General features: G+C 60.6%; 18 protein-coding genes and 2 pseudogenes. 7 read left to right on the top strand and 13 right to left on the bottom strand.

Annotation, left to right across the window (positions count from 1 at the left end; genetic code table 11):
- Nucleotides 1-452 precede the first annotated feature (452 nt).
- On the bottom strand, nucleotides 453-830 hold the full coding sequence (locus tag RAD10_RS15115; RefSeq protein ID WP_461618128.1) for a c-type cytochrome: 378 nt from the start codon (nucleotides 828-830) through the stop codon (nucleotides 453-455).
- Nucleotides 831-1735: 905 nt separating this feature from the next.
- Here RAD10_RS15115 and RAD10_RS15120 point away from each other — a divergent pair.
- Nucleotides 1736-2689 carry an AraC family transcriptional regulator gene (locus tag RAD10_RS15120; protein WP_461618129.1) on the top strand — a complete coding sequence of 318 codons (954 nt, stop codon included), beginning with the start codon at nucleotides 1736-1738 and terminating at the stop codon, nucleotides 2687-2689.
- 1643 nt (nucleotides 2690-4332) lie between these two features.
- On the opposite strand, the gene RAD10_RS15125 is transcribed toward RAD10_RS15120, so the two are convergent.
- The 3 genes and pseudogenes from RAD10_RS15125 to RAD10_RS15135 form a co-directional block, all read right to left on the bottom strand.
- On the bottom strand, nucleotides 4333-5319 hold the full coding sequence (locus RAD10_RS15125) for a LysR family transcriptional regulator (RefSeq protein WP_461618130.1): 987 nt from the start codon (nucleotides 5317-5319) through the stop codon (nucleotides 4333-4335).
- 410 nt (nucleotides 5320-5729) lie between these two features.
- A complete protein-coding gene (locus tag RAD10_RS15130; RefSeq protein WP_461618251.1) occupies nucleotides 5730-6029 on the bottom strand; it encodes a LysR substrate-binding domain-containing protein in 300 nt (99 codons plus the stop codon).
- Nucleotides 6030-6050: 21 nt separating this feature from the next.
- Nucleotides 6051-6741: pseudogene (locus RAD10_RS15135) on the bottom strand (serine/threonine protein kinase); the annotation flags it as partial.
- Between the two features lie 921 nt (nucleotides 6742-7662).
- On the opposite strand from RAD10_RS15135, the gene RAD10_RS15140 reads away from it, so the two are divergent.
- The 4 genes and pseudogenes from RAD10_RS15140 to RAD10_RS15155 all read left to right on the top strand — a co-directional run bounded on the left by RAD10_RS15140 (nucleotide 7663) and on the right by RAD10_RS15155 (nucleotide 9805).
- Nucleotides 7663-7971, top strand: a complete 309-nt coding sequence (locus tag RAD10_RS15140; RefSeq protein ID WP_461618131.1) for a hypothetical protein — start codon at nucleotides 7663-7665, stop codon at nucleotides 7969-7971.
- A 73-nt stretch (nucleotides 7972-8044) separates the two neighbouring features.
- Nucleotides 8045-9296: pseudogene (gene clpX / locus RAD10_RS15145) on the top strand (ATP-dependent Clp protease ATP-binding subunit ClpX).
- A 114-nt stretch (nucleotides 9297-9410) separates the two neighbouring features.
- Nucleotides 9411-9599 carry a hypothetical protein gene (locus tag RAD10_RS15150; RefSeq protein ID WP_461618132.1) on the top strand — a complete coding sequence of 63 codons (189 nt, stop codon included), beginning with the start codon at nucleotides 9411-9413 and terminating at the stop codon, nucleotides 9597-9599.
- Complete coding sequence (locus RAD10_RS15155) at nucleotides 9596-9805, top strand: hypothetical protein (protein ID WP_461618133.1); 210 nt, start codon at nucleotides 9596-9598, stop codon at nucleotides 9803-9805. Before RAD10_RS15150 ends, RAD10_RS15155 begins: the two co-directional genes overlap by 4 nt.
- A 71-nt stretch (nucleotides 9806-9876) precedes the next feature.
- On the opposite strand, the gene RAD10_RS15160 is transcribed toward RAD10_RS15155, so the two are convergent.
- From RAD10_RS15160 to RAD10_RS15175, 4 genes are all read right to left on the bottom strand, one after another.
- Nucleotides 9877-10233 carry a thioredoxin domain-containing protein gene (locus RAD10_RS15160; protein WP_461618134.1) on the bottom strand — a complete coding sequence of 119 codons (357 nt, stop codon included), beginning with the start codon at nucleotides 10231-10233 and terminating at the stop codon, nucleotides 9877-9879.
- 181 nt (nucleotides 10234-10414) lie between these two features.
- Nucleotides 10415-11332, bottom strand: coding sequence for an NADP-dependent oxidoreductase (locus tag RAD10_RS15165; protein ID WP_461618135.1), 918 nt, complete (start codon nucleotides 11330-11332; stop codon nucleotides 10415-10417).
- Between the two features lie 92 nt (nucleotides 11333-11424).
- Nucleotides 11425-12657 carry an MFS transporter gene (locus RAD10_RS15170; protein WP_461618136.1) on the bottom strand — a complete coding sequence of 411 codons (1233 nt, stop codon included), beginning with the start codon at nucleotides 12655-12657 and terminating at the stop codon, nucleotides 11425-11427.
- A gap of 363 nt (nucleotides 12658-13020) precedes the next feature.
- Complete coding sequence (locus RAD10_RS15175; RefSeq protein ID WP_461618137.1) at nucleotides 13021-13206, bottom strand: hypothetical protein; 186 nt, start codon at nucleotides 13204-13206, stop codon at nucleotides 13021-13023.
- Between the two features lie 1169 nt (nucleotides 13207-14375).
- Between RAD10_RS15175 and RAD10_RS15180 the strand changes: the two genes are divergently transcribed.
- Nucleotides 14376-15905: an MFS transporter gene (locus RAD10_RS15180; protein WP_461618138.1), complete on the top strand. Its 1530-nt coding sequence runs from the start codon at nucleotides 14376-14378 to the stop codon at nucleotides 15903-15905.
- Between the two features lie 156 nt (nucleotides 15906-16061).
- On the opposite strand, the gene RAD10_RS15185 is transcribed toward RAD10_RS15180, so the two are convergent.
- A complete protein-coding gene (locus RAD10_RS15185) occupies nucleotides 16062-17006 on the bottom strand; it encodes a DUF5996 family protein (RefSeq protein ID WP_461618139.1) in 945 nt (314 codons plus the stop codon).
- Nucleotides 17007-17580: 574 nt separating this feature from the next.
- The gene (locus RAD10_RS15190; RefSeq protein ID WP_461618140.1) at nucleotides 17581-17853 is read right to left on the bottom strand and encodes a hypothetical protein; all 273 of its coding nucleotides are present in this window, start codon (nucleotides 17851-17853) and stop codon (nucleotides 17581-17583) included.
- A gap of 1062 nt (nucleotides 17854-18915) precedes the next feature.
- On the opposite strand from RAD10_RS15190, the gene RAD10_RS15195 reads away from it, so the two are divergent.
- Nucleotides 18916-19239, top strand: a complete 324-nt coding sequence (locus RAD10_RS15195; RefSeq protein ID WP_461618141.1) for a helix-turn-helix domain-containing protein — start codon at nucleotides 18916-18918, stop codon at nucleotides 19237-19239.
- Nucleotides 19240-19261: 22 nt separating this feature from the next.
- On the opposite strand, the gene RAD10_RS15200 is transcribed toward RAD10_RS15195, so the two are convergent.
- The 3 genes from RAD10_RS15200 to RAD10_RS15210 form a co-directional block, all read right to left on the bottom strand.
- Nucleotides 19262-19864 (bottom strand): SLATT domain-containing protein, encoded by a 603-nt coding sequence (locus RAD10_RS15200; RefSeq protein ID WP_461618142.1) that lies wholly within the window; start codon nucleotides 19862-19864, stop codon nucleotides 19262-19264.
- Nucleotides 19842-20726 carry an SMODS domain-containing nucleotidyltransferase gene (locus RAD10_RS15205; RefSeq protein ID WP_461618143.1) on the bottom strand — a complete coding sequence of 295 codons (885 nt, stop codon included), beginning with the start codon at nucleotides 20724-20726 and terminating at the stop codon, nucleotides 19842-19844. The genes RAD10_RS15200 and RAD10_RS15205 overlap by 23 nt, the downstream gene beginning before the upstream one ends.
- 585 nt (nucleotides 20727-21311) lie before the next feature.
- On the bottom strand, nucleotides 21312-22475 hold the full coding sequence (locus RAD10_RS15210) for a helix-turn-helix domain-containing protein (protein WP_461618144.1): 1164 nt from the start codon (nucleotides 22473-22475) through the stop codon (nucleotides 21312-21314).
- Nucleotides 22476-23123: the final 648 nt, after the last annotated feature.

Here is a 23123-nt window from a genome sequence, read left to right on the forward strand (position 1 = left end):
CGTCGAACCACGACTACTGTCGCCAACCCGCAGGCGATTGCAGGCTGCATTGGGCCTATCAATCAACCATCGAGGAGCACGATGTACTCGGGGCTTCGGGAGGCGCATGAAGAGATGAAGCGGCACTTCGCGATTACTCTTTTCCAAGTCGTTTCGCAACGCTTCGAAAAACGCGGGGCGCCAGTCGTGATCCGTGCCCCAGGGCATTGAGCTTCGGCGGCGCCTCCGTGTGAAGCACGATGCGCCCGTCCTCAGCGTTTAGTAGGCGACTGCGAGCACACCGTCGCCGAAGCACATTTCAAATCGGCTCATCGCCTGGAGTTGGCTTTCGCTCGCTCATCAGCCGGTCAACATAGGATCACACAATTCGAACGCCTGCACATGCGGTCGGCAGTAAGGACGTTTCACGTCAAAATGGGCAGTACCTTGCTGACCTCTCGCCTAACGAGCCGCTATTTCAGTGTTGCAAGATAGCCAACGAGGTCGGCCCGATCCGCTGGGTTTTTCAACCCAGCGTAGGGCATCTTGTTTCCGGGAACCACTTTCTGGGGCGATTCAAGGTACGAATCGAGAATCTTAGCATCCCAGACAATATCGGAGTTCTTCATCGCGTCGCTGTAGCGGAATCCCGTTGCCGTACCTGCCTTCCTGCCGATGAGTCCTCCCAAGCCGGGTCCAACACGATTGGCCTGATCCGTAGTGTGGCACGCAGCGCAAGCTTGGAAGATAATTTTTCCGTGCTCGACATCCTGCGCGTAGCCCGGATCGGCGGCTGCTCCCGCGAACAAGAGCGCCGCGAGAATCGCTCCAATCATTCCTGCGTTGTTCATTGCGAACATCCCTTTTATCTAGCTCAAAGGTGGCGCAGCCGCGCAACAAAAGTTGAGATCGTCGCCCAGTTAAAGCATGAGAATTTCTAGATGGCTTGATACGCGGAGACAGCCGAGCCGACATTTAGTGATTTCATTGGACCTCCTTTGCCTCCCGCGCTGTGCTAATTGGCGCGATTGCCTTCAGTCGTTATGGGGCGCTCGCATGTGCTGGTCGGGCTCGCGAGGCGGAAGATCGGATACAGCGGGGGAAATTGGAAATTGCTTTTGGATATGCATTCGATAAGTGCGGGGTATCGTCCGGAGCGCTATCGTGTCTGCCGCCGGCTTTATTGCGATGAGCGGTTGAACACTGAGTAGTCGAGGTGTCGGTCGTCATAGCAGGACATAAAAAGGGCAGTCTGCGGTCTCACGATTATTCGCATGAGTATTGCGGGATAGACCAAAGCAGTCGAGGGTGACAACTACCTGCGGGCCCGACACTGTACGTGATGAGTTGGTCTCGAACCTGGTTGTGCGATCGGGCTGAGGGCTTCCTGCTGACGCGCGTGGGGGACTCGTTCGCGTGAATTCATGACAGTTGCAAGGCGCTTGAACGCTCATCCGGATTATTCATGTCGTGGATGAATATATCTAATTCAGCTGCAACCACTACTCCGTGAGCCGCAGTTGGCTATTTCTTCAGCGTGTTCAGTCGGACGCAACGAAGACCGAACCAATCAAAACTCCAGATCAAGTCAGAGCGCGGAAGGACCGTGCCCTCGATTTTGAGGCTGGCTGCTCGCGTGAGCTGGCGTCGTCCCGCCGTCCGGAGCTGAGTTCATATTAATCTGAGCAACGAAAGGCTTTCGGACGTGGCAGATGAGCCGTTCTGGCGTATATCGCGAAAAGATCTCGACAAGTTGATGACCACATTGGACATTACCTTCGTCAGGCTGTCGCAATGCTTGCTTGCGGCGGGTGCGCACCTAGCCATTGCCTGCGTGGACGCGTGCACCATCCACTACTGCCTTCGAGGGATTGGTTTCATCCTCATGGAGGGAGAAACCCCCATCCGACTGACGCCGCATACATTGGTAATCGTTCCGCCCGGACGAGCAATGAGGATCGTCGCCACGGAGCGCCCGACCGCACTACAGAACGTCGACAAGAGCAGCGTAAGCCTTTTCGTGCCCGGTTCGTCGTACCGGCACACTGTCGGAGCTGGCCAACCGACACTCGTGCTTGCGTGCGGCACCTTTCGAGCTACCTACGGCCCAGCACTTGACTTGTTCGCATCTCTTGCAACGCCGATTGTTGAGACGTTCGACGTACATGACCAGCTCGACCAGGTGATCGCTTGCGCAGTAGCCAAGCTCGCGGGTCAGGACGTCGGTATGGGGCCAATGTCGGCGGCGCTGCTGAAGGTCGTATTACTCGCCCTGCTTCGACGATGCCTAGTCTCTACGAAAGCCTGGGTGGAGCGCTTCGCGATCTTACGTGACCCGCCAATCGCACGAGCTTTCGCTGAGATGGCCTCGCGTCCCTCCCTTCCGCACACCGTTCAAAGTCTGTCGCACGCCGTCGGTCTCAGCCGCTCAGCTTTCATGGCGCGGTTCTCCGCTGCCTTCGGAGAGGCACCCATGTCACTGCTGCGCCGCCTAAGAATGCGCCAGGCTGCCGATCTGCTCTCGGCTAACGCGCTATCGATCGACCAAGTCGCCCTAAACGTCGGCTATCAGAGCCGGAGCAGCTTTACGCGCAGTTTTCGCAGGTATTACGGCAGCGACCCGTCAGAATACCGCTCCAAAGCGCAGAGTGAACGGTCCTCAAGGCCTGCTCCCGTTGATGAGGCGATCGAGCAATCCGACGCCGCGTGATAATCGTTTGTACTGCAGGAGCGTTGACGTCGCCGCCGGTGAGATCACTGCCGCTGGTGACATCTGAGCTCGATCAACTCAGTGTCCTCTCGGGTCGGGGCGCGAGCTAAGCGGGCTCGTGACTTTCTGGTCGACATCTCAGGCTAGGCATGGGTAAGTTCCGCCGAACACGGAATAGAGCATTGCCGGTGGTCGACGTGACCTCGCTTGCCAAAGGCCGCACGCCAAGCGACGGGGTTGACCGGGGTTACCTGAGCGAGCCCGTGAGGGTGCCGGCACTGCTTACCCTTGCTGTTGCCATACTTGATCACGTAGTGATCAAACGACAAGCGGCCAACGTTTCTCAACCTCGTAGAGCGTCATAGTAAAGACTCGACGGTCCATCGGTTTGAGCCGGCGAGACCCAAAAATAGGGCGCAACACATCGCAGCGAATACGGAATAGTCAAATGGCGACTTGATCCCAAACGAGATGGCCATGGCTGAACCGAAGAGGAAGAGCAGGCCCGCGCTGCCGAAAGCCGCCCACCGCAGCGCGAGTCCGAGTACCAGCGCAAGTCCAAATAGGAGTTCCAGCACCGTCGCGGCTAGGCCGAGAAAGGGTATCATCCATGCTGGTGCGAACGCATTTACCTTCGCCGCGTAGCCCAAGAATCGCTCGAACGTTCCCCAGGAAACGCCCCGCCCGCCTGGATTGCCGTAGAACCCGAGCCGGTCGCTGACCGACAATAGGAAAGAGACCCCAAGTGCCGCGCGGCTTCCCAGCGAAAGAAGATCGAGCGCAAGAGAAGCTCGTTCCTCCGCGGATCGCAACTTAAGCATAGGTTGGGCAGGCCTCAGGTCATCGCGAGGCGTCTCGGTTGCTGCCGTCGTGGCGCAATGTGAGGGCGGCTCGCAGGAACATTGAGTGCGAGATAGCCACAGTAAGGCCAATGTTCTCGAAAAGAACATGGGAGTATCCCTTGCTGCTCGCGCAGAGCGGCGCAAGCGCTTCAATCCCTATTGAGACGGCTCGCGCGTTCGGGCCGCCAAGCGGACTTCAGCATCGCGCGCTACCAGCGAGTTTAGAAATTCCGTTTAGACATACATTCGATAGACGGGAGGCCTCGTATTTGAAAAGCGGTGTGGACGCGGTTCCGGATGTCGGCGGATGAGCCGTCCAGGATGCGCCGTACTCCAGGTGCGGGGCCGCTTAGGAGGATCTAGAGGGCAACTCGAAATCACACTTTTCCGCTGCGACGCAACGCTCGAAGGATCTGCGATCGACACCCCAAGGCCGGAAGGCCGGCGATCAATCTTCTGCCGATCACAGCTGTGGCGCGATGCGCGGGCCTTACGTTACCGGCCAGGTAAGTTCCTCGTGTCGGGTGCCGCGAGTGCGAGGACGCGCCGACGCTCTCGAACTAAGACGCACAGCTCAGCGGTGCGGAATGGAAAGCAGTCGAAGCTCAAGGCGAGTATCCGTTTCGGCGCGGCTGCTCGTGGAGGTGGCTCCGGCATCTCGCAGAAGCCCCGACCTTCAACGAGTTGATGCCACGGCTCTATCACGCATCCATCGAGAGGGCGGCGGCACTGAAGGTAGTTAGCCGCTCGGTGCGAATCCAAGCGAGCGATTTACAAGGCTCGTTTGGACCGGGTAAGGCCTCAGGCCGTGGGATCGATGCGCTGGGAGCGGTTTACCGTCTGCGTGCGCGCCAGCGCGGGCGCGGCCGCAATCTCCGGGAGCCTTACGTGCGGCATGTCCCTCTGGGGGACTTCGATCGACCAGTCCCGAAGCCGCGCGACTTTGATAAAAGCGTCCAGTGCCGGCGAGTAGCGGCGCCCCTGCACGGCTAGCAGCCGCACCTCCCGCGAAATCGGGTCGCCCTCGAGCGGAATGGTCTTGAGCGTCGGAAGGCGTGGCATGTGCTCGGGCGCGAGTATCACGCCGAAGCCAGCGGCGGCCAAGTACTGCAGGTGCAAGTCGTGACCGCTGCAGTGGCCCAGATGGGGCGGTTCCTCGGGGAAATACGACCTTTGGATCTTCGGGGCTACGTCGCATCCGACGCGCTCCAGCAAGACGGTCTCGCGGAGGTCGTCAATTCCGATCGAGGGACGATTTGCGAGCGGATGTGTCGGCGCCAGAACCGCGACGTAGCGCTCTTCGAAGAGCAACCAGTCGTCGATGCGGGCTGGGATGTCCTTAACGTCCCCGACGATTGCGGCGCTTATCTCCCCCTCAAGCAACAGGTCGCTGAGCTTCTCCGCTGCGCCCTCGCGCAGTTCGACATTAAGTCCCGGGACGAACTTCGCGATCTCTGCGATCAGATCGAGGACGAGCGAAGCCGAGATAGAGGGGGCGAGGCCGACCTTCAGTGGCGCGACTTCTTTGCGCTGGAATTCCTTAGCTCTGCGACGCACCGTCTCCGCCGAGGACAGTATGCGCGCCAGCATCGGGAGAATCTCCTTCCCGAGGTCTGTGAGCTGCGTTAGTTGGCGCTCTCGGTAAATCAACTGGCCGCCGAGTTCCTGCTCCAGCTTCTGAATCCCCTTGGTCAGGGCAGGCTGCGTGACATTGCATTGCTCCGCCGCGCGGGTGAAGTTGAGTGTGGACGCGACCGCGAGGAAATAGCGAACTTGATGAAGCTCCATGGGTTCTCCGATAAGTTGCTCCTGTTTATGCTCTTGGCGACGTGACGGGGGACATCAATCACGGCATATGGATGCCACTTGCGTGCACATGTTGGAACGTCTCGGTCTATTGGTTTGGACGCACGGACACGCTTTCTGGAGCCTCTGAGAGCCGGGCGAGTGCACCGCGAGACGGGCGGAGCTCCCTGAGTAGGAAATCGGCAAATGCCCGTGCGGTATGCGTTATGGTGTTTCCGCTGACGAAGAGCGCATTCACTTCCACCGAGCCGAAATCCTAGTCAGGCAGCACCCGCACGGGCTGCCCGGCCTCGAGCTCTGCCCGTACGCTGCTTTCGCCCGACGCGGCAATCCCCAGCCTGGCGACGGCGCTTGCTGTGGCTCGTTCGCTGATGGTGATTGCGAACTAGCCCTCAACGCGCACGGAGGAGACGCGGCCCGTCTTTGCGTAAGGAGAAGGTAGGCGATGAGTGCGCCGGGCCGATGATCACCGAGTGGTGAGCGAGGTCCGATGGCGTCGTGGGCGTGCCGCGCTCTCGTAGGTAATCCGGCGAGGCAACGAGTACTCTCGAGCGCTGCATGATTTTGCGAGCTGTCGCGCTCGAGTCGGGCAGGGCTCCGAACCGGAACGCCACGTCGATGCCCTCGGTCACGAGGTCTTGGCAGCGGTCGTTCGTCACTAACTCGACCTTCAGCTCTGCATGCTGCTTCAAAAAAAACCGGGAAGCCGCGGGACGATCCTCGGGTGTCTTGACGAGCAGTTTCATGATGAGCGCCGAAACGGGCGTCGGCATACCCTCTAAGCGTTCGCTCGGCGGAACCGGCTATATGGCAGTGGACCCCCTCCATGGGATCAGTCGCTGTTAGGGGCAGAACCCCCGTGAGCATCTGGTAAAGCGTGACGCCGAGCGCATAGAGATCACAGCGCGAATCGATCGATTCATACGTCCGGTCTGCTCCGGCGCCATGTAGGCAAGTGTACCCGCGATCGTCTCGGAAGAATGAGGCGACTGACGTTCGCGCGCGAAGCGCGAAGCCATGCCGAACCCAGTCAGCCGCACTTCGCTAGTCGCTTCGTTGAAACGGATATTGGTCGGCTTAATGTCTTTGTGGACAAGCCGGCCTGCCCAGAGCCGAGGTTACCGCGATAGCCAAGCGCAAAAAGCGTGATACCTCCAAGGGCGCACCGAGCAAACGGTCGAGTGGCTCGCCGCCCGGATCATCGAGTGCCAGCACCGTGCGACCGGCGTCGCGCATCGGGGCAAGCGGCGGCGCCGCCTATGCCCTGTCGAGCTCATCTTTCAGCTCCTATTCGTGCGTGAGGCGTTCGAGTCCTGAGGGAAACGGGTGGCCGGCGGCAGCGGTAACAAGTAACACAGCGAGGCGATTGCCGTTGTCGTCCAGTCGCCAGCCACGGCTGAACATGCGCTCGCCGTCCCCCCACAAGACCTGAGAGCTACCTTCCGAGTAGGTGACGTTCACTGCCGCACCATCTTTCAAACTCCGGCGTCGGGCATCGGCTTGAAGTCCGCTGATCAAGCTCTTCGCGCTCCATACACGCGGGGTCTCTCCGGCATAGAGAAATCGTACTCAATCGCTCGTGAAATGCCAGCCGTCGTTGGTCTTGCCACGTGAGGCGGACGCCGATCCTTCTTCATTTTAGCAACAATGAGGGATTGGTCGGTCTTACAGGCCACGGCGGCGGCCGCTTAACGCAGAGCCAGGCGCCAAAAGTCGTGGGGGAACGAGGCAATTTGGAACCGAGAGTTCCGCAAAGCCAATGTTGCTGGAACGTGGCCGGCACTCTCGCCGGTAGGAAGGCGTGGCTCAACCGCTCCGGCTGGTGACCGCTCGCAGCTGCGACGCGAAATGCGACATCTACTTCAACCCGTCCTAAACGAGAATCTGCAACTCCGTCGCCCGCGGCTCGTGTACGCGCGAGGACTAGCCTTGATATGCGGATCAATGAGATACCCCTTCCAGCAGCCCGACCGAGAGCCCGCCGGCTGTTGTTGTGCTCGCCGACAGCCAGGGCGCTCCCCGGAGTGAGCGAAGCGTGCGAGTCGGATTGCGAAGCAAATTAGGGTGAATTGTGGTCCCGCCGGTCGGATGTAATCGTATGATCGGAGCGGACGAACGCTAGGATTTATTCGATTGCCCTAAGCCTTCGGATCATCGTCCCGCTCCCTTTTGGGTGCTCTAGCTCAACCCCTGCTCAATTGAGCCGCTCGGGGCAATCCCATTAGTTTTGGCGCACCAGAAAACACCGATCAAAGGAGACTTGAATGTCTTATCGTCTGCCAGAAACTAATTCTCTCACGAGAGCTGCCATTCTGGAGCCTGATCATGAGAAGAACCACAGTTCTCGTAGCCTCTGCTTTAATCAGCGCATTTTCTAATCCGGGGCTTGCGGCGGAGTCCACCTTAGAGAGGGATGTCAACGCCCCGCGCGTGGCCTCGGCGGCTGTACACGGCAAAGCCGCCAATGCGGCCGACACAGAGAAAATGTGTCGCGTTCACGCCGCCTCACTCTATGAGTCCGTGATGCTGCGGCAAGCCGCTGCTGATGGCATTGATGGCGCGCGGGTCCTAGCTACGCTCGATTCCATGATCAACATTTTCAACGATCGGTCGTTGCCGAAATGCGGCGGCTGAACTTCACTGTTCCCTGACAAAAGACAATCCGCGAGGGCCGCAAATGATCATCTTCCCGCTCGCAACCGCGTCGATGTGGTTTGAGGCCGCCGTGGCAGTGCAGTCACTCTCAGACACGACACTCCGCAAATTGATCATGGAACCCACGATGTTCATCTGCGACGAATGCGTCGAGCTCTGCATGGACATCATCCGCGAGGAGAACAAGTCCTCGCTGGTCAAGTCGCGCGACGGTATTCCGACGCCGAAGGAAATCTGCAAGGTGCTGGACGACTGCGTGATCGGCCAGAGCCATGCGAAGAAGGTCCTGTCGGTCGCGGTGCACAACCACTACAAGCGCCTCAACCACCAGACCAAGCACAACGACGTCGAACTCGCGAAGTCGAACATCCTGCTGATCGGTCCGACCGGCTCGGGCAAGACGCTGCTCGCGCAGACGCTCGCCCGCATCCTCGACGTGCCGTTCACGATGGCTGACGCGACGACGCTGACCGAGGCCGGCTATGTCGGCGAGGACGTCGAGAACATCATCCTGAAGCTGCTCCAGGCCGCCGACTACAATGTCGAGCGCGCCCAGCGCGGCATCGTCTACATCGACGAAATCGACAAGATCAGCCGCAAGTCCGACAATCCCTCGATCACGCGCGACGTGTCGGGTGAGGGCGTGCAGCAGGCGCTGCTCAAGATCATGGAAGGCACGGTGGCTTCGGTCCCGCCGCAGGGCGGCCGCAAGCATCCGCAGCAGGAGTTCCTGCAGGTGGATACCACCAACATCCTGTTCATCTGCGGCGGCGCCTTCGCCGGCCTCGAGAAGATCATCTCGGCGCGCGGACGGTCGACCTCGATCGGCTTCGCAGCTCAGGTGATGGCGCCGGAAGACCGCCGGACCGGCGAGATCTTCCGTCACGTCGAGCCTGAGGACCTCCTGAAGTACGGCCTCATTCCCGAGTTCGTCGGCCGTCTGCCGGTCGTGGCGACGCTCGAGGACCTCGATGAGGCCTCGCTGAAGAAGATCCTCACCGAGCCGAAGAACGCGCTGGTGAAACAGTACCAGCGGCTGTTCGAGATGGAGAACATCGAGCTGACCTTCGCCGACGAGGCGCTTGGCGCGGTTGCCCGCAAGGCGATCGAGCGCAAGACCGGTGCGCGGGGCCTTCGTTCGATCCTCGAGGCGATCCTGCTCGAGACCATGTTCGATCTGCCGGGCCTGGAAGGTGTGGAAGAGGTCGTGATTTCGCGCGAAGTCGTGGAAGGAACGGCGTCCGCTCTACATCTACGCCGATCGTTCCGCGCGCCCGGTGGCACGCAGCGGTGTGGCGTCCTAACTCGGCCGGGTCAAAGGACTCATGCCTACAACATCCGATCCGTCACTAGTTCTTACCCCTCGATACAACCTGCGTCGGCTTTCGAAATCGGGCCGCGATATGATAGGAGCGAACATGGGTAAGGTCACTCGATTTGTGGGAAAGTCGGAGCGGGAGCGAGCGCACCTCGTTCGAGAAGCTCGAGCGATCTACGACAGCATCTTCCCACCGTCTGATTGCGTCAGCGAGGAGCGACATAATGCATTCGCAAGCCAGGTACGCGTGGGCGCAGAGGTCGATCGCGGAGAGGGTGGCTTATCATGATCGCCATCATCGCCGTGCTCTGCAGTTTGTCATCTCCAGAAAATTGTCACGAGCAGACCGTCACCACCTCGGACTTCGCTGCCGTCTCGATACAGTCGTGCCTAATGGGCGCACCGCAGCTCGCCGATTGGATGAATCAGCATCCGACCGAGCGCCTTGCGGCATGGCGCTGCGTGCTCGGTAAAAAGGATGGTAGGGGGGCTTAAGTGAGATGCCGGCTAGCTCGCCTAATGGTAGCGCGACGGATCATGACCTCGACCTTCTTGAACGTCGTTGCTTACGCGGGTTTCTTGCGTGAGGGTGCGCTCCCGCTAGGCTGGTCAGGATCGTAGATTGCGGGACTCTTCCCGCTGGGATTAAGCGCAAGAAAGGCCGGGTCCTGGGTTTCGTTTGCCATGATGTCGATCCGGTGTGGCTCGTAAGCAAGGCTCGTTTCCTCAAGCATGATGCCGACCTTCACTCCATTGGGCTTGGAAGTGGAACAGAGTTGCAGCCGATCGCGATATCGAGCCGGCCAGCGCGCAAATATTGGATGGTCGACTGTCACTTTCTTCCTCCTAGATAAGCGGTCCGCACCGGGCCGGGACAAAGGCGAATCCTCCACCAGGATGCGAGCCGAGCTGGCCCGCTGCATCCAGAACAGCAGGCAATCATTCGACCGCGGTAGGGGATGATTAGCCGGGCACGACCGTGCAGATCTGCTGAGAGACGACGGGATGGATGGGCCCGGCCTGGCCCGACGCGTCGCACGGGCTCGCACGGAAGGCGCCGACAATCCATGTGGCAGCGGAGAGCCGCTCGCCTTCGCTGCTTCCTCACGGACGAACTCGGATAATCGTCTTCCCGCTGATCCGCCGCGTCGGATTGAATGCGGCGACTGCCTCGTCAAGGCTCGCGATGTTGCCGATATTTGTACGCAGCCGTCCGTCCCGTACCCGCTGGATGATCTCACCCAGTTGGGCGCGATCGGACATCAGAACAAAGTCGATGGCCAGGCCGTCGGCGGGCTGCGCTTCGGTCGGCCCGGCGATCGTCACCAGCGTTCCTCCGTTTCGAACCAGGCCGGCGGATCGCTTCCCGATGTCGCCGCCGATGACATCGAAAACCAGATGGACTCCGCCGACGCCTTCGAGATCGTCGTTCTCCAGGTCGACGAACTCCCGCGCGCCGAAGTCGAGTGCCTTCTGACGGTCGACGGCGCGTCCTGTGCCGATGACGTAGGCACCGGCCTCTCGTGCGAGCTGCGTCACCATCGAGCCGACCGCGCCGGCCGCGCCGTGCACAAGGACGCTCTGCCCCGCCTGAAGGCGACCGTGCACGAAGAGTCCCTGCCAAGCGGTCAGGCCCGGCATCGCGACGGCCGCACCGACCGAGAACTCGACGTCGCCCGGAAGCGGTGCGAGATTGCGCGCCTCCACGGCCACATACTCGGCCAGGGTGCCGCCGCGATACGAGTCCGAGAGACCGAACACTCGTTGTCCCACCGACAGTCCGGTCGTGCCATAGCCGAGAGCGGTGACAACACCTGCCAGCTCCTGGCCGGGAATCGTCGGCGACCGGTCACGGTCGAGGCGATCGGTCCAGGTCGAAGGCCACATCAGTTCACCCGAAGTGAATCCAGACGCATGAACCTGAACGACGACGTCGTTTATCGCTGCCTGCGGTTCTGGCCGTTCCACCAGCTTCATCCCCGCCGTTCCCGCAGCCTGCTCCGTCACAACGATCGCTTTCATCAAATGATCTCCTCTTCGTCTCATGGTGGTATGTTGCGGCTATAATCTGCGCTTCAACCCGGAAGAGGCGGCGCCCTGGACAGCGACGATTCTCATGACACTGTTCCCTGTACTGGTGAACCGGTAGCGTTCGAGCCGTCGGACGTGCTCTTCCCCGTCCTGTCGGTGTGCGGATTGCGCGCACCGAGAACAGTGAACAGGGTGGTGACGACGGCGAGTCCGCCGTATCCGAGCGTGATCTGCACTAGCGAAAACGTATTGGAAAGTTGGCCGGAGATGAGGCTAGGGAAGGCGGCACCGCTGTAGCAGAGAAGATAGATTGTGCTAAAGATCGGTGCCCGTTCGGCCTGGTCGCTGCCGTGAAGCAGGCCGCGCGTGGCGGCGCTGATGGCGATGCCCTGGCCGGCACCGGCAACCATGGTCGCGGTGATGAACAACACCAGTGTGCCTGCCAAGATAGCAGTGCTGATGCCGGTCATTCCGGCCATAAAAGTGATCATACCGACGCGTTGGGCTACGGCGGATGTGAACCATCCACCGATGGGAGCGCCGAGGACGCTGGGGGTCATATAGGCGGCGAACACTAGCCCGGGGATCTGCGGGCTGCGGGTGTTGAGTTCATCGTGGACAAGTGCAGGCATGAACGCTTGATAGAAGCCCCCACTCGCCCAAGTGGCCAGAAATACCGCCGCCGCGACAGGGAGCAGATGCCTGACCCGCGCCGGTACGCTGACCTCGGGTAACAGCGATCGCCAAGCGCCCGGAGTCGGAGTTGTTGTTTCCGGACTGATTGCGACGAGTGCAACAGACAGTAATAGGAAGCAAATGCAGACTAGGTAGATGAGCTCGCGCGGCCAGGGGCCGAACTCGACAAGGGCGCCGGATGCTATGGCGCCGATAGCGACGCCGAGCATCGGTCCTTGGCTGGAGACAACGGACGCCAACCATTCCGGTCTGCTGGGTGCCGCATCGACGATGTAGGAGGTCAGACTGCTGCTGGCCAACCCGGTGCCAACGCCAACAAGGAACCGACCGGCCAGCAGAGTGTCGATGTTGTGCACATGCAGCAACAGCAGGCCGCCGAGCAGGAGAACACCGAGGCTAGTGATCGCAGTGACCCGGCGGCCCAGATGATTAGACAGCCGTCCCAGCACCAACAGTGCGGTTATAGTGCCGACGGCGTACGCGACGACAGCCATCGAGATACCGGCGTTAGTGAACCCTTCTTCTGTCCGGTAGGTGTTGTAAAGGGGGATCGGAGCGGCCGCCGCGGCGAATGAGACCACCAAGGAAACGACCGCAGATAAAAATGCCAGCGGGAGCATTCCGCTCCGAGCCTGGTTGGCCACTGATTGCAAGTTTTGCATCGATCCGCGAATCCGTCTTCCGGAGAATTCGGCCCCGCAGGTCTCAATCTCCGATTAGTTAGCCTCGGCAGGTGGCGATGATTATCGGCGTCAAACCCCATGTCTGAGAGTTGCCATCGCTCAGGTGTGTCAGGCAGTGCTATCGCACTGCTGTTGCTTGGCTATTGTCGATCAGGTACCGCCGTCCTTCGTCGCGGCGCGCCGTACAATGTTGCGCGCCGAGCCTCCACGCTGTTTGCCCTCGGCAAATGTGCCATCAGCTGACTAGCCCAGGTTGATCCGGGCGATATCGCCAGCAACGAACACATGGTGCGCCTTCCTTCAGTGGCATACCGAGCCCGAGATCGCGTTCGAGTCCGGCTGCGATCTCGGTGTGTCATCCGGGACGAGCGCGGCTTCTGGATCGTACAAGAGCATCGTCACGCTGGCATCGCCCGAATGAAATCGCTCGACCAGCGAGGTGACAATGCCTACGGGTTCAGGAGGGAGCGGATAAGAGTTGGACATCAGGTCTCCTGTTCGTGTTGGCTGATGTCATTGATCGCGGCGCGGGACGAAAATGTCCAATGGCCTGTACTTATAATTTCCATAGCGGCGTGGAATTGTGCCGCGACCGCCCTCACTTCCCTTCACAGAGGGGCAAGTTGCGTAGGGCGCGGCGGCGTGAAGCCGCGAGCGAGTGATGATAACGACCGTGTATCGGTTCGATGAATGGTAGTGATTCCCTCCGTTGGACGATCGCAGGTCCGGAGCGCCGCGATGCAGATCGAACAGACACTTGCCCTTTCATCCGACGGTCGAAATGCTGCTGAAGGACGTTGTCAGGGTCTGTGGACAAGGCTGGCGTAGCGCTTGGAGTGCGAGCGTGCGTTCAGCACAGAGGTGGGGCGCGTCCGCGATGGGCGCGGAGGCCCGCATCGCCTCTACGTGTGTGGAGATTCCCGTCGTCGGAGCCGTAGTGGCGTTGTTCCGGACGCGCCCACCGATGCGACTGCCCTGATGACGCCGGCCGGCAAAATCATCGCCTCGGAACCCGGCACGAGGGGGAGGTCGTTGAGCACGGTCCCGCCACCGCGGTGGCGACTGACAAAGCTCGACCAGCGATATTTTGAATCACTACTAAGCAGGCGCAGGCCTCATTCGCGCGGGCGTCTCCTTCGTGCCCACATACGTCGAAGTGGCGCTATCGAACGCATCGGAGATTGTCGTGACTCGCGTCGGCTCCTCGACCGCGCCGGCATCAGCTCAGTTCCGTCGCTTGTTGGGCGAGCGTGGGCCAAGCCTCCATAATCTCCATAATATGGAGAAACGCGTCCCTTATGGAATTTTTGCGCCAAGCGTCTTTCTTGCTCGCTCGGCTAACAATGGCAGCGGTCAAAGAAAGTAAAAAGTAAATCGCGTCGATCGCAGTGCGTTCGTCGTACCAATTGCCTCGTTTGCTTCAACTGACAAGCTTTTGTACCCATAAACCCAGCGACGTGATGCGACGATCGCAATGTCCGCTTTGCCCTATACAGACCGAGTTCGTGCGGCAGCGCAATATGTCGCGATAGCAGAAGGCGACATCGGCCTGAGCAGGCAACAATCAATCTCGGCGAAATAGGCGGAACCGGCGGTTGCCAGCGGTACCCTCGAGGCGCACGATGACTGCGACGGCCACGCTTCTCGAGCGCCCAATGATTGGTTTCACACAACCGCCCTGCGAGGACAACATTATCCGGGCGACACCGGCCTTTGACGCGGCACCGTCGCAGAGGCGCAAGCGGCTGACGCTGGCGGCAACCATATTCGGGTCGAGCATGGCATTGGTCGATGGCTCGGTCGTGAATATCGCCCTGCCGGCGATTCAGCACGTCCTGCATGCAAGCCTGGCCGCGACCCAATGGATCGTTAATGCTTATTTGCTGCTGCTAAGCGCTATGGTGCTGGTTGGAGGGGCGGCTGCCGATCTTTACGGCCGTCGACGCATCTTTGTTCTCGGCATTACGATATTCACCATGGCTTCCATTGCGTGCGGCCTGTCACCGAACATCACGGTGTTAGTCGCGAGCCGCGCAATTCAAGGCGTTGGCGCCGCGCTCCTCATCCCGGCAAGCCTCGCGATGTTGGGAGCGACTTTTGACGAGCACGAGCGCAACCATGCGATCGGAGTATGGGCTGGTGTCGGCGCGCTGACCGCTGCCGTCGGCCCGGTATTGGGCGGCTGGCTTGTCGATCAGGTGTCGTGGCGTGCGATTTTTCTGCTCAATGTGCCGCTGGCGGCCGTCGCGGCGGGACTTGCGAGCTTCGCAGGCGAAAGCCGAAATAACAACGCAAAATCGCTGGACTGGGCCGGAGCGGCCACGGTCGCCGCCGGTCTTGCCGCGATCACCTGGGGGCTCGGCGCCATTCCGGCGTCGGGATTTTCTGACAGAACCGTACTCGGCGCACTCGGATTGGGATTTGTATTGCTCGTGTTATTTCTCGCAATAGAAGCCCGGCTCGGCGCACGAGCAATGATGCCGCTATCGTTGTACGGTTCGCGCAGTTTTACCGCAGCCAACGTATTGACGCTTTTGCTCTATTTCGCGCTAGGCGGTGCGCTGTATTATCTGCCGTTTGGCTTGATCCGGCTCGGCGGCTACTCCGCGACGCAGGCCGGTGCAGCGCTGCTTCCATTTGCTCTCATCATGGGTGTCGGCGCGCAATTCGCCGGCATGCTTTCCGACCGTTTCGGGCCGCAGCAGTCGCTCACCTTCGGACCCGTAATCGCAGGCTGCGGTCTGGCGCTGCTGGCTTTTGCCGATTTCCGACAATCCTACTGGGCCGGAGCGTTTCCGGCGATCTGCGTATTTGGCATCGGTATGACCATCACCGTCCCCCCACTGACCTCGATGGTAATGTCGTCAGTGTGCGACGCCCACGCCGGGGTCGCTTCAGGCATCAACAACGCGGTCGCCCGGGTGGCAGGTCTCTTTGCGGTCGCGGCGCTTGGCGCCGTTCTATTCACCAGCTTTTCGTATCATCTTGCCGGTGCGCCGCCGGCACAAGCCAACGAAGCGCTGAATGCAATACTGGCCGGCCAAGCCGGTATCACCGAAGCCGCAACGACAGCGTTCGAACGCGCGCTACGCATAGTGTTGCAAGTGGCGGCGCTCTGCGCCTTGCTAGGCGGCATTCTTCTTCGGTTGTGGATCCGACCGATTGGACCGCAAGCGGCGCGTTGAAAGCGGACATCAAGGGAGGTCCGAGTCGGGCGACCACCATTGAGGGCCAATCGTCGACAGATATTCGCGTTTGACGAGCAGCCCCGTCGGCACAGCGTAGTGGCTCGACGTCGCGCCTAAGGTGCTCTGCTTGACAAGGAGAAGGCTCGCCGAACTTCATCTCTTCCTGTCCAGAGGGCGGGGCCGAAGGGGGTGACCAATCGGACATTCGAGCGCGGCACGATCCCAGCGTCCGACATCGGCTGCCGCTCGATAGGTGCTTTCCAGAAACGACATGAGCGTCGCCTCCGGATCGCTCGACTTCCTCACAATGTCGTAGGCCAGGAGATATTCTCCGAGCTTCTGATCGAAATATGCGCCCGTCGGCAAAATCTGTTCGTCGGCAAAGCCGTTCGGAGTGGGATAGGCATAGGAGTAGAAAGCCGCGAAGTCTGTGCCGCCTCCGCCCGGCCAGAAGCCGGCGGATGAGACTTCATCACTGTAGGCCTCGCGCGTCACTTCATCCGGTAAACCCGGTACGCCCCCCGGGTGAAGCGGAGCAGGACGTCCGGAGAAGCGCGTCACCGCGAGATCGAAGCTGCCCCAAAAGAGATGGACCGGACTGACCTTTCCGGTGAAGCCCGTCCGAAACCGATGAAACACACCGTCGATCGCAACCAGGGCCCTGAAGAACCGCGTCACGGCGTCTGGATCATAGGGTCGGATCTGACGGTCGTCCCGGAAAGGGATCGGATCGGGGACTTCATTGGGCCGGCCGTCGAATTCCGGTGTACCGCCGAGACGTCCCACCAACTCACAGAACCGGGCGTGAAAGTCGGCGACGGACATCGGCCCGAGCGCCATTTCAACCCGGTGCCCGTCAGAGGCCTCTCCGATCACGATATGACGGGAGAGATCGAAGGTGATCTCGATACCTGAGGCGTCTGGGACCAGCGAAGTCGTGAGCCCGCGAGCATTCACGTAGAAAGTCGCGTGCCATGAATGGTTGACCCACGGCGTCCTCGCGAGCCGATACTTGCCGACAACTTGGCAATACAAACGAAGCGCGGAACAGGTTTCGCGCCATGCCTCGAACGGGATTTCCGGCCAGATCGCGCTCATAACGTTTCCTCCTTTGTGTTTGGTCGCACGGACGAGGCGCTGGTATCGTTGTTTCACATATGAGCGTTGAAGGTGACAGGCATTGAGAACGTTTGTGGCGAAAAACAAAGCAGCAAGTCGGAGAGACTCCTGGGATCAGTGTCGCCAAGTTCGTTGAGATAAGGGCGTTTTCCAAAGGCTATTTTTGTCCGGGCCGCCGCGCGAAATGGCCGGTTTGGGTCTTGGCCGTGTAAAAACGGCCTTACTGGCCGTCAGTCTTGAAGCCAAAACTGGGCCGACCTCAGGCCGCGATCGCGCTAGAGAGCGAGGACGTTGCCGCGGCTATCCTCTACGTGATCCAGCCGCCGCATCTAAATGTCAACATCCGTTACCCTCTACCCGACGCAACAGGCTTGAAGATCTGCCACGTTCGAACCGATGCGCGCCGAAGCCTTGAGGTGGAAGTGTGGATATCGTGCTCTGGCGTAGAATAGCGCACTCGACACGATTTAAAGCGTGGCCTTCGCCTTCGAAGGGCAACAGCTCTAGGACCGACGCGACTTCTTAGACGATACTCTCGTCGCAACAGCAGAGCTTATGGCGGCGCCGAATCGAGCTGCATCCAGGTGTATACCTGTCCACACAGCGCCGAATGCGAGCAGGGTATCTGTCTGATCTCGGCGGCCCGGCGCTCGATGGCCGCGAGCACGATATCCCAGCCGTGCCGGAACTCGGACGTGTCGTTGAGAAAACGGTAGTGCGAGGTCCACAGGGACTCGCTGGCAACGATGCCATGGAGGCCGGCGGCGGAGGTGTAGTGGTACAAGATCATGGGGTTCGAGTGGCCTTCGCGATGAAATTCAGACAAGCACGATTCCCGGCTGCTTGCTGTCAACCTCGACAAGCAGATCGCGAATGTCCCGAACGCTGATCGAAACCGAAACCGTGCTTCGCGAGAACGCGCGACGGCGGGCAGTGCGCCAGCGGGCGGTGACGCGAATGATCTGATCGGCTTGATTGCCCTGCAGTGTAGTCCTTAAAATCCCGATCTCCGCCCTTTCGCCGGGAGATATCACGCGGCAATCGGGCGATCCCCATCTGCATCATTGACCTGATGCGTTGCGGCCCTGAGGACGTCGCGAAGTGCTTCTCCTTCGGAGAAGCCGAGTAGCGGCGGCGACTCTCGACGATGATGGTCTCGTCCCTCGTATTGAAAACGTGAAGCTCGATGCCGCCGCTCGCGGTGTCAAAGTTGAGCCGGGGCGACTTTCCGACCACGCGGTCGTAGGCCGCCTTCGCAGCCGAGGCGGCGCCGGGCAGGAGCACCGAGCCATTCGCCGATCACGCTGCGACCTGCGACAGAGCCCCTATCGCTGCCTCCTCGATCTCACCGGCGGCGTCGATCAGCCGGCAAAGATGTGGCGAGCCGTCCTCCAGGGTGTCCGAAGGATCGAGGCAGGCCCTTGCTCCGGATAGCGCGTCGAGCCAGAGGCGGTACGTCGGTCGAGGACGGGCAGGCCAGCATGTCGTCGAGTTCGGCGCGCGGCGGAATGTCGGATCGTTGCATCATGACGGGACCCAAGCGTGCAAGCTGATCGGGCCGGGAGCATATCCGATTCGGTTGCTGCCTTGGGCGGGCGGGGGCGGTGCCCAAGGCAAGTCCGCTTGGCAAGTCCGCTTGGCAGATCCGCTTGGCAGGTCCGCTTGGCACAGTCGTTTGGCGGTTCATTGGCCTGGTCGAGCAGGCGTGCAGATAGCGCCGGCAGAGCTAGAACGCGGTGGCGCCGTCCTTCCGGGCTGAGCCGGGCTCCCGGGCCGCCAGGCGCCCATCGAAACCAGGGCGGAAAATCGGTGCACAGGACACGTCAAAACGTATTTCATACGTTATAGCGTGTTTTGTCCGGGCTTCCGAAATGCATCATCCTGCCGGATGAGGCCCCGGAGACCGGCATATACCCAGCGATTGCTCGCGCGGAACGTGCGGGAACGTCGGCTGCGCAAATCATGGACGCAGTATGACCTGGCCGACGAAACGGGCTTGCGCCAGGCGCTGGTCAGCCAGATCGAGGCTGAAAAAGCCAATCCCACGCTGCTGTCGTTGCACAAGATTGCGTCCGCGCTCGGCGTCCAGGTCGCCGAGCTGCTGCTGCCACAAGGCACCGTGCTTGCGCGCGGGACGAAGCCGGCCGAGCGTGGCCGGGGAAAGAAGTCCACGAAAAAGGCGGAGAGTCCTGCGAAATCGCGGCCACGCTGACCCGATCCAGCCGGCTCGCGCTCTATCGACTCGGTCCTGAACCGCCCTTGACGGTCCGCTTGAGCGGCGCCGGCAGGAACGCGTCGATCTCCTCGTCGGTGAACGTCAGGTCTTCCTTGTTCTTCAAGGCGTCCTGGGCCTTGCCATAGGCCTTGCCATCGGTGTGGGGCGCGATGCGATAGATCTTGTGCAGCTGGGCCTGTAGCTCGTCGCGGCGTCGGCGCAGTTCAGCGAGCGAAATCGCGTCATCGCGGGTGTCGGCGAGCAGGCTGAGATAGGCTTCTCTTATATTCCAGATGTCTGAGGCAGCCTCGCGATGCCTTTGCGCGGCCTCGCCGGGATCGATATCCTTGACGTAGCCGTTGACGAAGAACAAGGCGAACGCAAGCACGGCCGTGGCGTAAGGAAAGTAGACCGAGCTGGGGTCGAAGATCACGCCGACGGCACCAATCGTAGTCAGTCCGGACAGCACGATCTGGCCGAGCTTGATGTGGCCGAGACGGGCAGCATAGCCCTCGGCCATCTTCTCGTGGGTCTTGTGGGTGTAGGCGCAGCGTCCAAAACTTTCCCGCACCTGGCTTTCGAAGGCGTAGCGCTCCGGCTCAGCCGGGATAGAGGGAGCCAAACACCTCTCTCCATTTCTGTCGTCGGGACCATTGATGATTGTCGTCATTGTACTGGATCGCCTCCGTCGCGCGAAGATATGCGCTGCGCGCCTTGTATTCGAACACGCCCTTGCGGTGGACGTGAGAGCCGCTGCCGGGCGCACGCCAGACGGTCTGGTTCTGATCCTGCTTTGCGAGGTAGTCGAAAAAGTCACGCGCCATGAAATCGTGATAAAAGAACGACTTGTCGCGATGCGGATAAGTCTCGATGAACTGATAGGCCAGCGTGTCGATCAGCATGCCGCTGATCGGGACCGCGCAGTGGTTCGCCCAGATCCGCATCATCCGGCCGAGATATTTCAGGTTCTTGTTGGTCAGAGCGCTTCGGGTGTCGATCGCGGCGATCTCGGCCCGGGGATTGCAGATCTGCCAGCGGCCGCCATTGTTGGCGTTCGGATAGGTCCAGCTGTCGCTGTTGTGGTTCTCGAAGGCCGGCAGCACTTCGAAGGTCAGATTGTCGTCGAACGAGATCACGACGACTTGGCCATCGCCAAAGCTCTCCGAGGTGCGATAGGTCTTTTGGATCGATCGCTTGACCGCCTGGAGCAGCGCAGACTGTCCGTTGCCCTGATGGGCATTGTATTGGTGATAGGCGGCGTTGGGCAGAATGAAGCCGATGTCGAGGTCGCTCAGGCCCTTGGCGGCGGTGTCGCGGCCGTAGGAACCGACATAGAGGCTGTGCGCGGTGTCGGAATTGGTGCTCCAGAAATCGGTGTTGAGCTGGCGGGTGATGCGCTTGTAGCGGCGCGAGATCGACTCGATCAGCTCGCTCGTGATCTGGTAGTTGCCTTTGAATTTTTGAAAATCTTCCCCGACGCCCATGAATGCCCTTGGTCGTGTCCCTAGCCATATCGCTGGCCGTGGTTGGCCCGTTGCCGGTCGATGTGGGGGAGGGGTTTTGTTCAGGCAAGCGCGGATTGTGACGCTGTCCACAGGTTTTGGCCCGCCAATCGAATCCTTGCCCCTCCAGCGGCAGATCCGGGCGGGGTAGCGTCGCGGGCGGGTCGATGGTCGCCACGGAAGAGCGATGGGGCGGCCCTCGCGACCGCAAGTGAATCCTTGCTCACAAGGTGGTGGAGCGACGCACGACCACGCGCCGGATGCGTCCGCAGCCGGCCCGGAACATGGGCGGCTCAGCGGTGGCTCTGTTCAAGGATCCGAAAGCAAGCCGGGCCGGTCGACGTGCGCGGCGGGCGATTCGCCAGCTGTACTTCACGGCCGAATAGACAGCCGAGTCTGACTGCAATCGCGCTTGAGTTGGGGCGGCAGGAACGCGTCAATCTCCACATCGGTGAAGACGAACAAGGTCCGCCAATGGCATCAAAGGCGATCGCGCCGAAGCGCGACTCGCGAGCATGGATTCCAGAATAGCCAACCGGCAAGGCTCCACCCTTGCGCTGACACCGTTCAACGCGAGGTAACCCGACCAATCTTCTTCCCGAGGACTTTCCACCGAGAGTCTGGGGGGTCTAAAGGCTGACCCGCTTGAGGCTTGATTAGGACGAAATGCCCGTTCCGATCGACTAATACGAAGGTTTCCCCGGCCACGGCAGTCCGGGCGGACGTATCCACGATAACACGGTCGGCACGGTTCAAACCTTCCACCTCCGACCCGGGCGCCACGATAATGGTCGCCGGCAAAAGCCCACCGAGAACCTCTGCGACATACCGGTGGGGCAACGACCAGATGTGTTCTTGAGGTGCATCGGCCAGACTGCCAGACTCCAGGCCCCGGAAGAGATGTCGTCCTGCAATCTCCGGCACCATGTCTGCCTTGAGGGGCCTTGGGGCAAGGGACCGGACCGGGGGAGCAACCTTCCGGGTCTCCGAGGTCAGACCGACCACAGGCAGCAGTGGACTCAGGTTCGCCATGGCGACTTTGTCGGACTCGCCGTACGTGTCGACGACGGAAGGCAGTTGCCGCTCGATCTCTGGCGGGTAGCCCGACGGTAGGGCACCTGTTCTCAACCATTCCGGGCTGACGCGAAACGCTTCGGCGTACAGGCGAGCCATTTTGTCGGAAATAGAATTTTGGCCGGTCTCGTGCGCGCTGAGGGTGGTGCGCATCAGCCCCGTTGCCCTAGCCGCGTCGGTAGTTGAGCGGAACCCCGCCAAGCGCCGCGCGAGCCGAAGCCGGCGGCAGGATGAAGCAGCGGGATCATTCTTGGCCTGCTCGGCCTTGCGCTCGATCTTGTTTCGGAACTGGGTGGCTCGGACGGGATCCACTGCCGGGCCTTCGCCGATCCCCCTGAGCAGCCATTGAGCGTTAACCTTGAAAGCAGAAGCATAGATGTTGGCGGTCTCATCGTGGAGAAAGCGGGTCGCAGTCTCGTGGGCGCAGTAGGTCGCGGCCGACCAGCCGAAGTGGAGTGCGGCAGCTCGCCCTGACCTGAAGCCGGCCTGCTTCCGGGCGGCCTGTAGCCGGTTTGCCTTGTCCGGGTCGCCAAGGTAGGCTCCGCTCATTCGTCGCTTTCTCCTGGCGCGCCCCTTAGCAGATTGATCATCTGTGGTGAGCGCGTTGAAGGGCCTTCCAACCGGAAGATGCGGCTTCGCTTGCTGCGGTTCGATCACGAACGATCTCCCGCCAAAAGCTCACCAGATAGCTCATAAATCATTGATTTTCCTAACGTCACGTGTATTCGCCTCACAATCCGTCACTCGGGAAATGACTTGTTTTGAAGGGGTTTTGTCCGCTCTGACGGGTTTTAAGACGGCCTGAACGGGCCTCATCCGAGATGATCTCGGCGCCAGCCGACTACCAAGATGGCGACTGTCATAAAACTGTCATAAATTGAATTGGTCGTTGAGCTGCAATGGTTTTTCGCTCTGGCTGCACCGGACAAGGTCCGCAATTTGAGCGTGAACCTGAAACCTCCAGACGCAGTTCTCGTCGCTGCATATCCTGGCCGGGTCGCGTCCAGTGCGGCTCAGTGGAGCAGAGCCGTCCGGACGCGCGCCCTTACATGGCGCCGTAGCGGGCGGGCGGCTTTGCAGGGGCACCGGCAGTTTCTCCGGCAGGATTGGGTTGCAAATCCTTCGGCTTCACCTGGACGCGATGCAAGCGTCTCGCTTTTGCGACTGAAGCTGCGCGCCCTCATGGAGAAGACCCCTGATCCGATCCGGCCAGGTCGAAGCACAAATTACGGCTATGGATTTCTGTGTGGTCTCGAAGAGCAACATATTTTCCAGACGTGCGTGGACGGAAGAGTGGGCGAAGTC

This window comes from Bradyrhizobium sp. 23AC, from assembly GCF_054863025.1.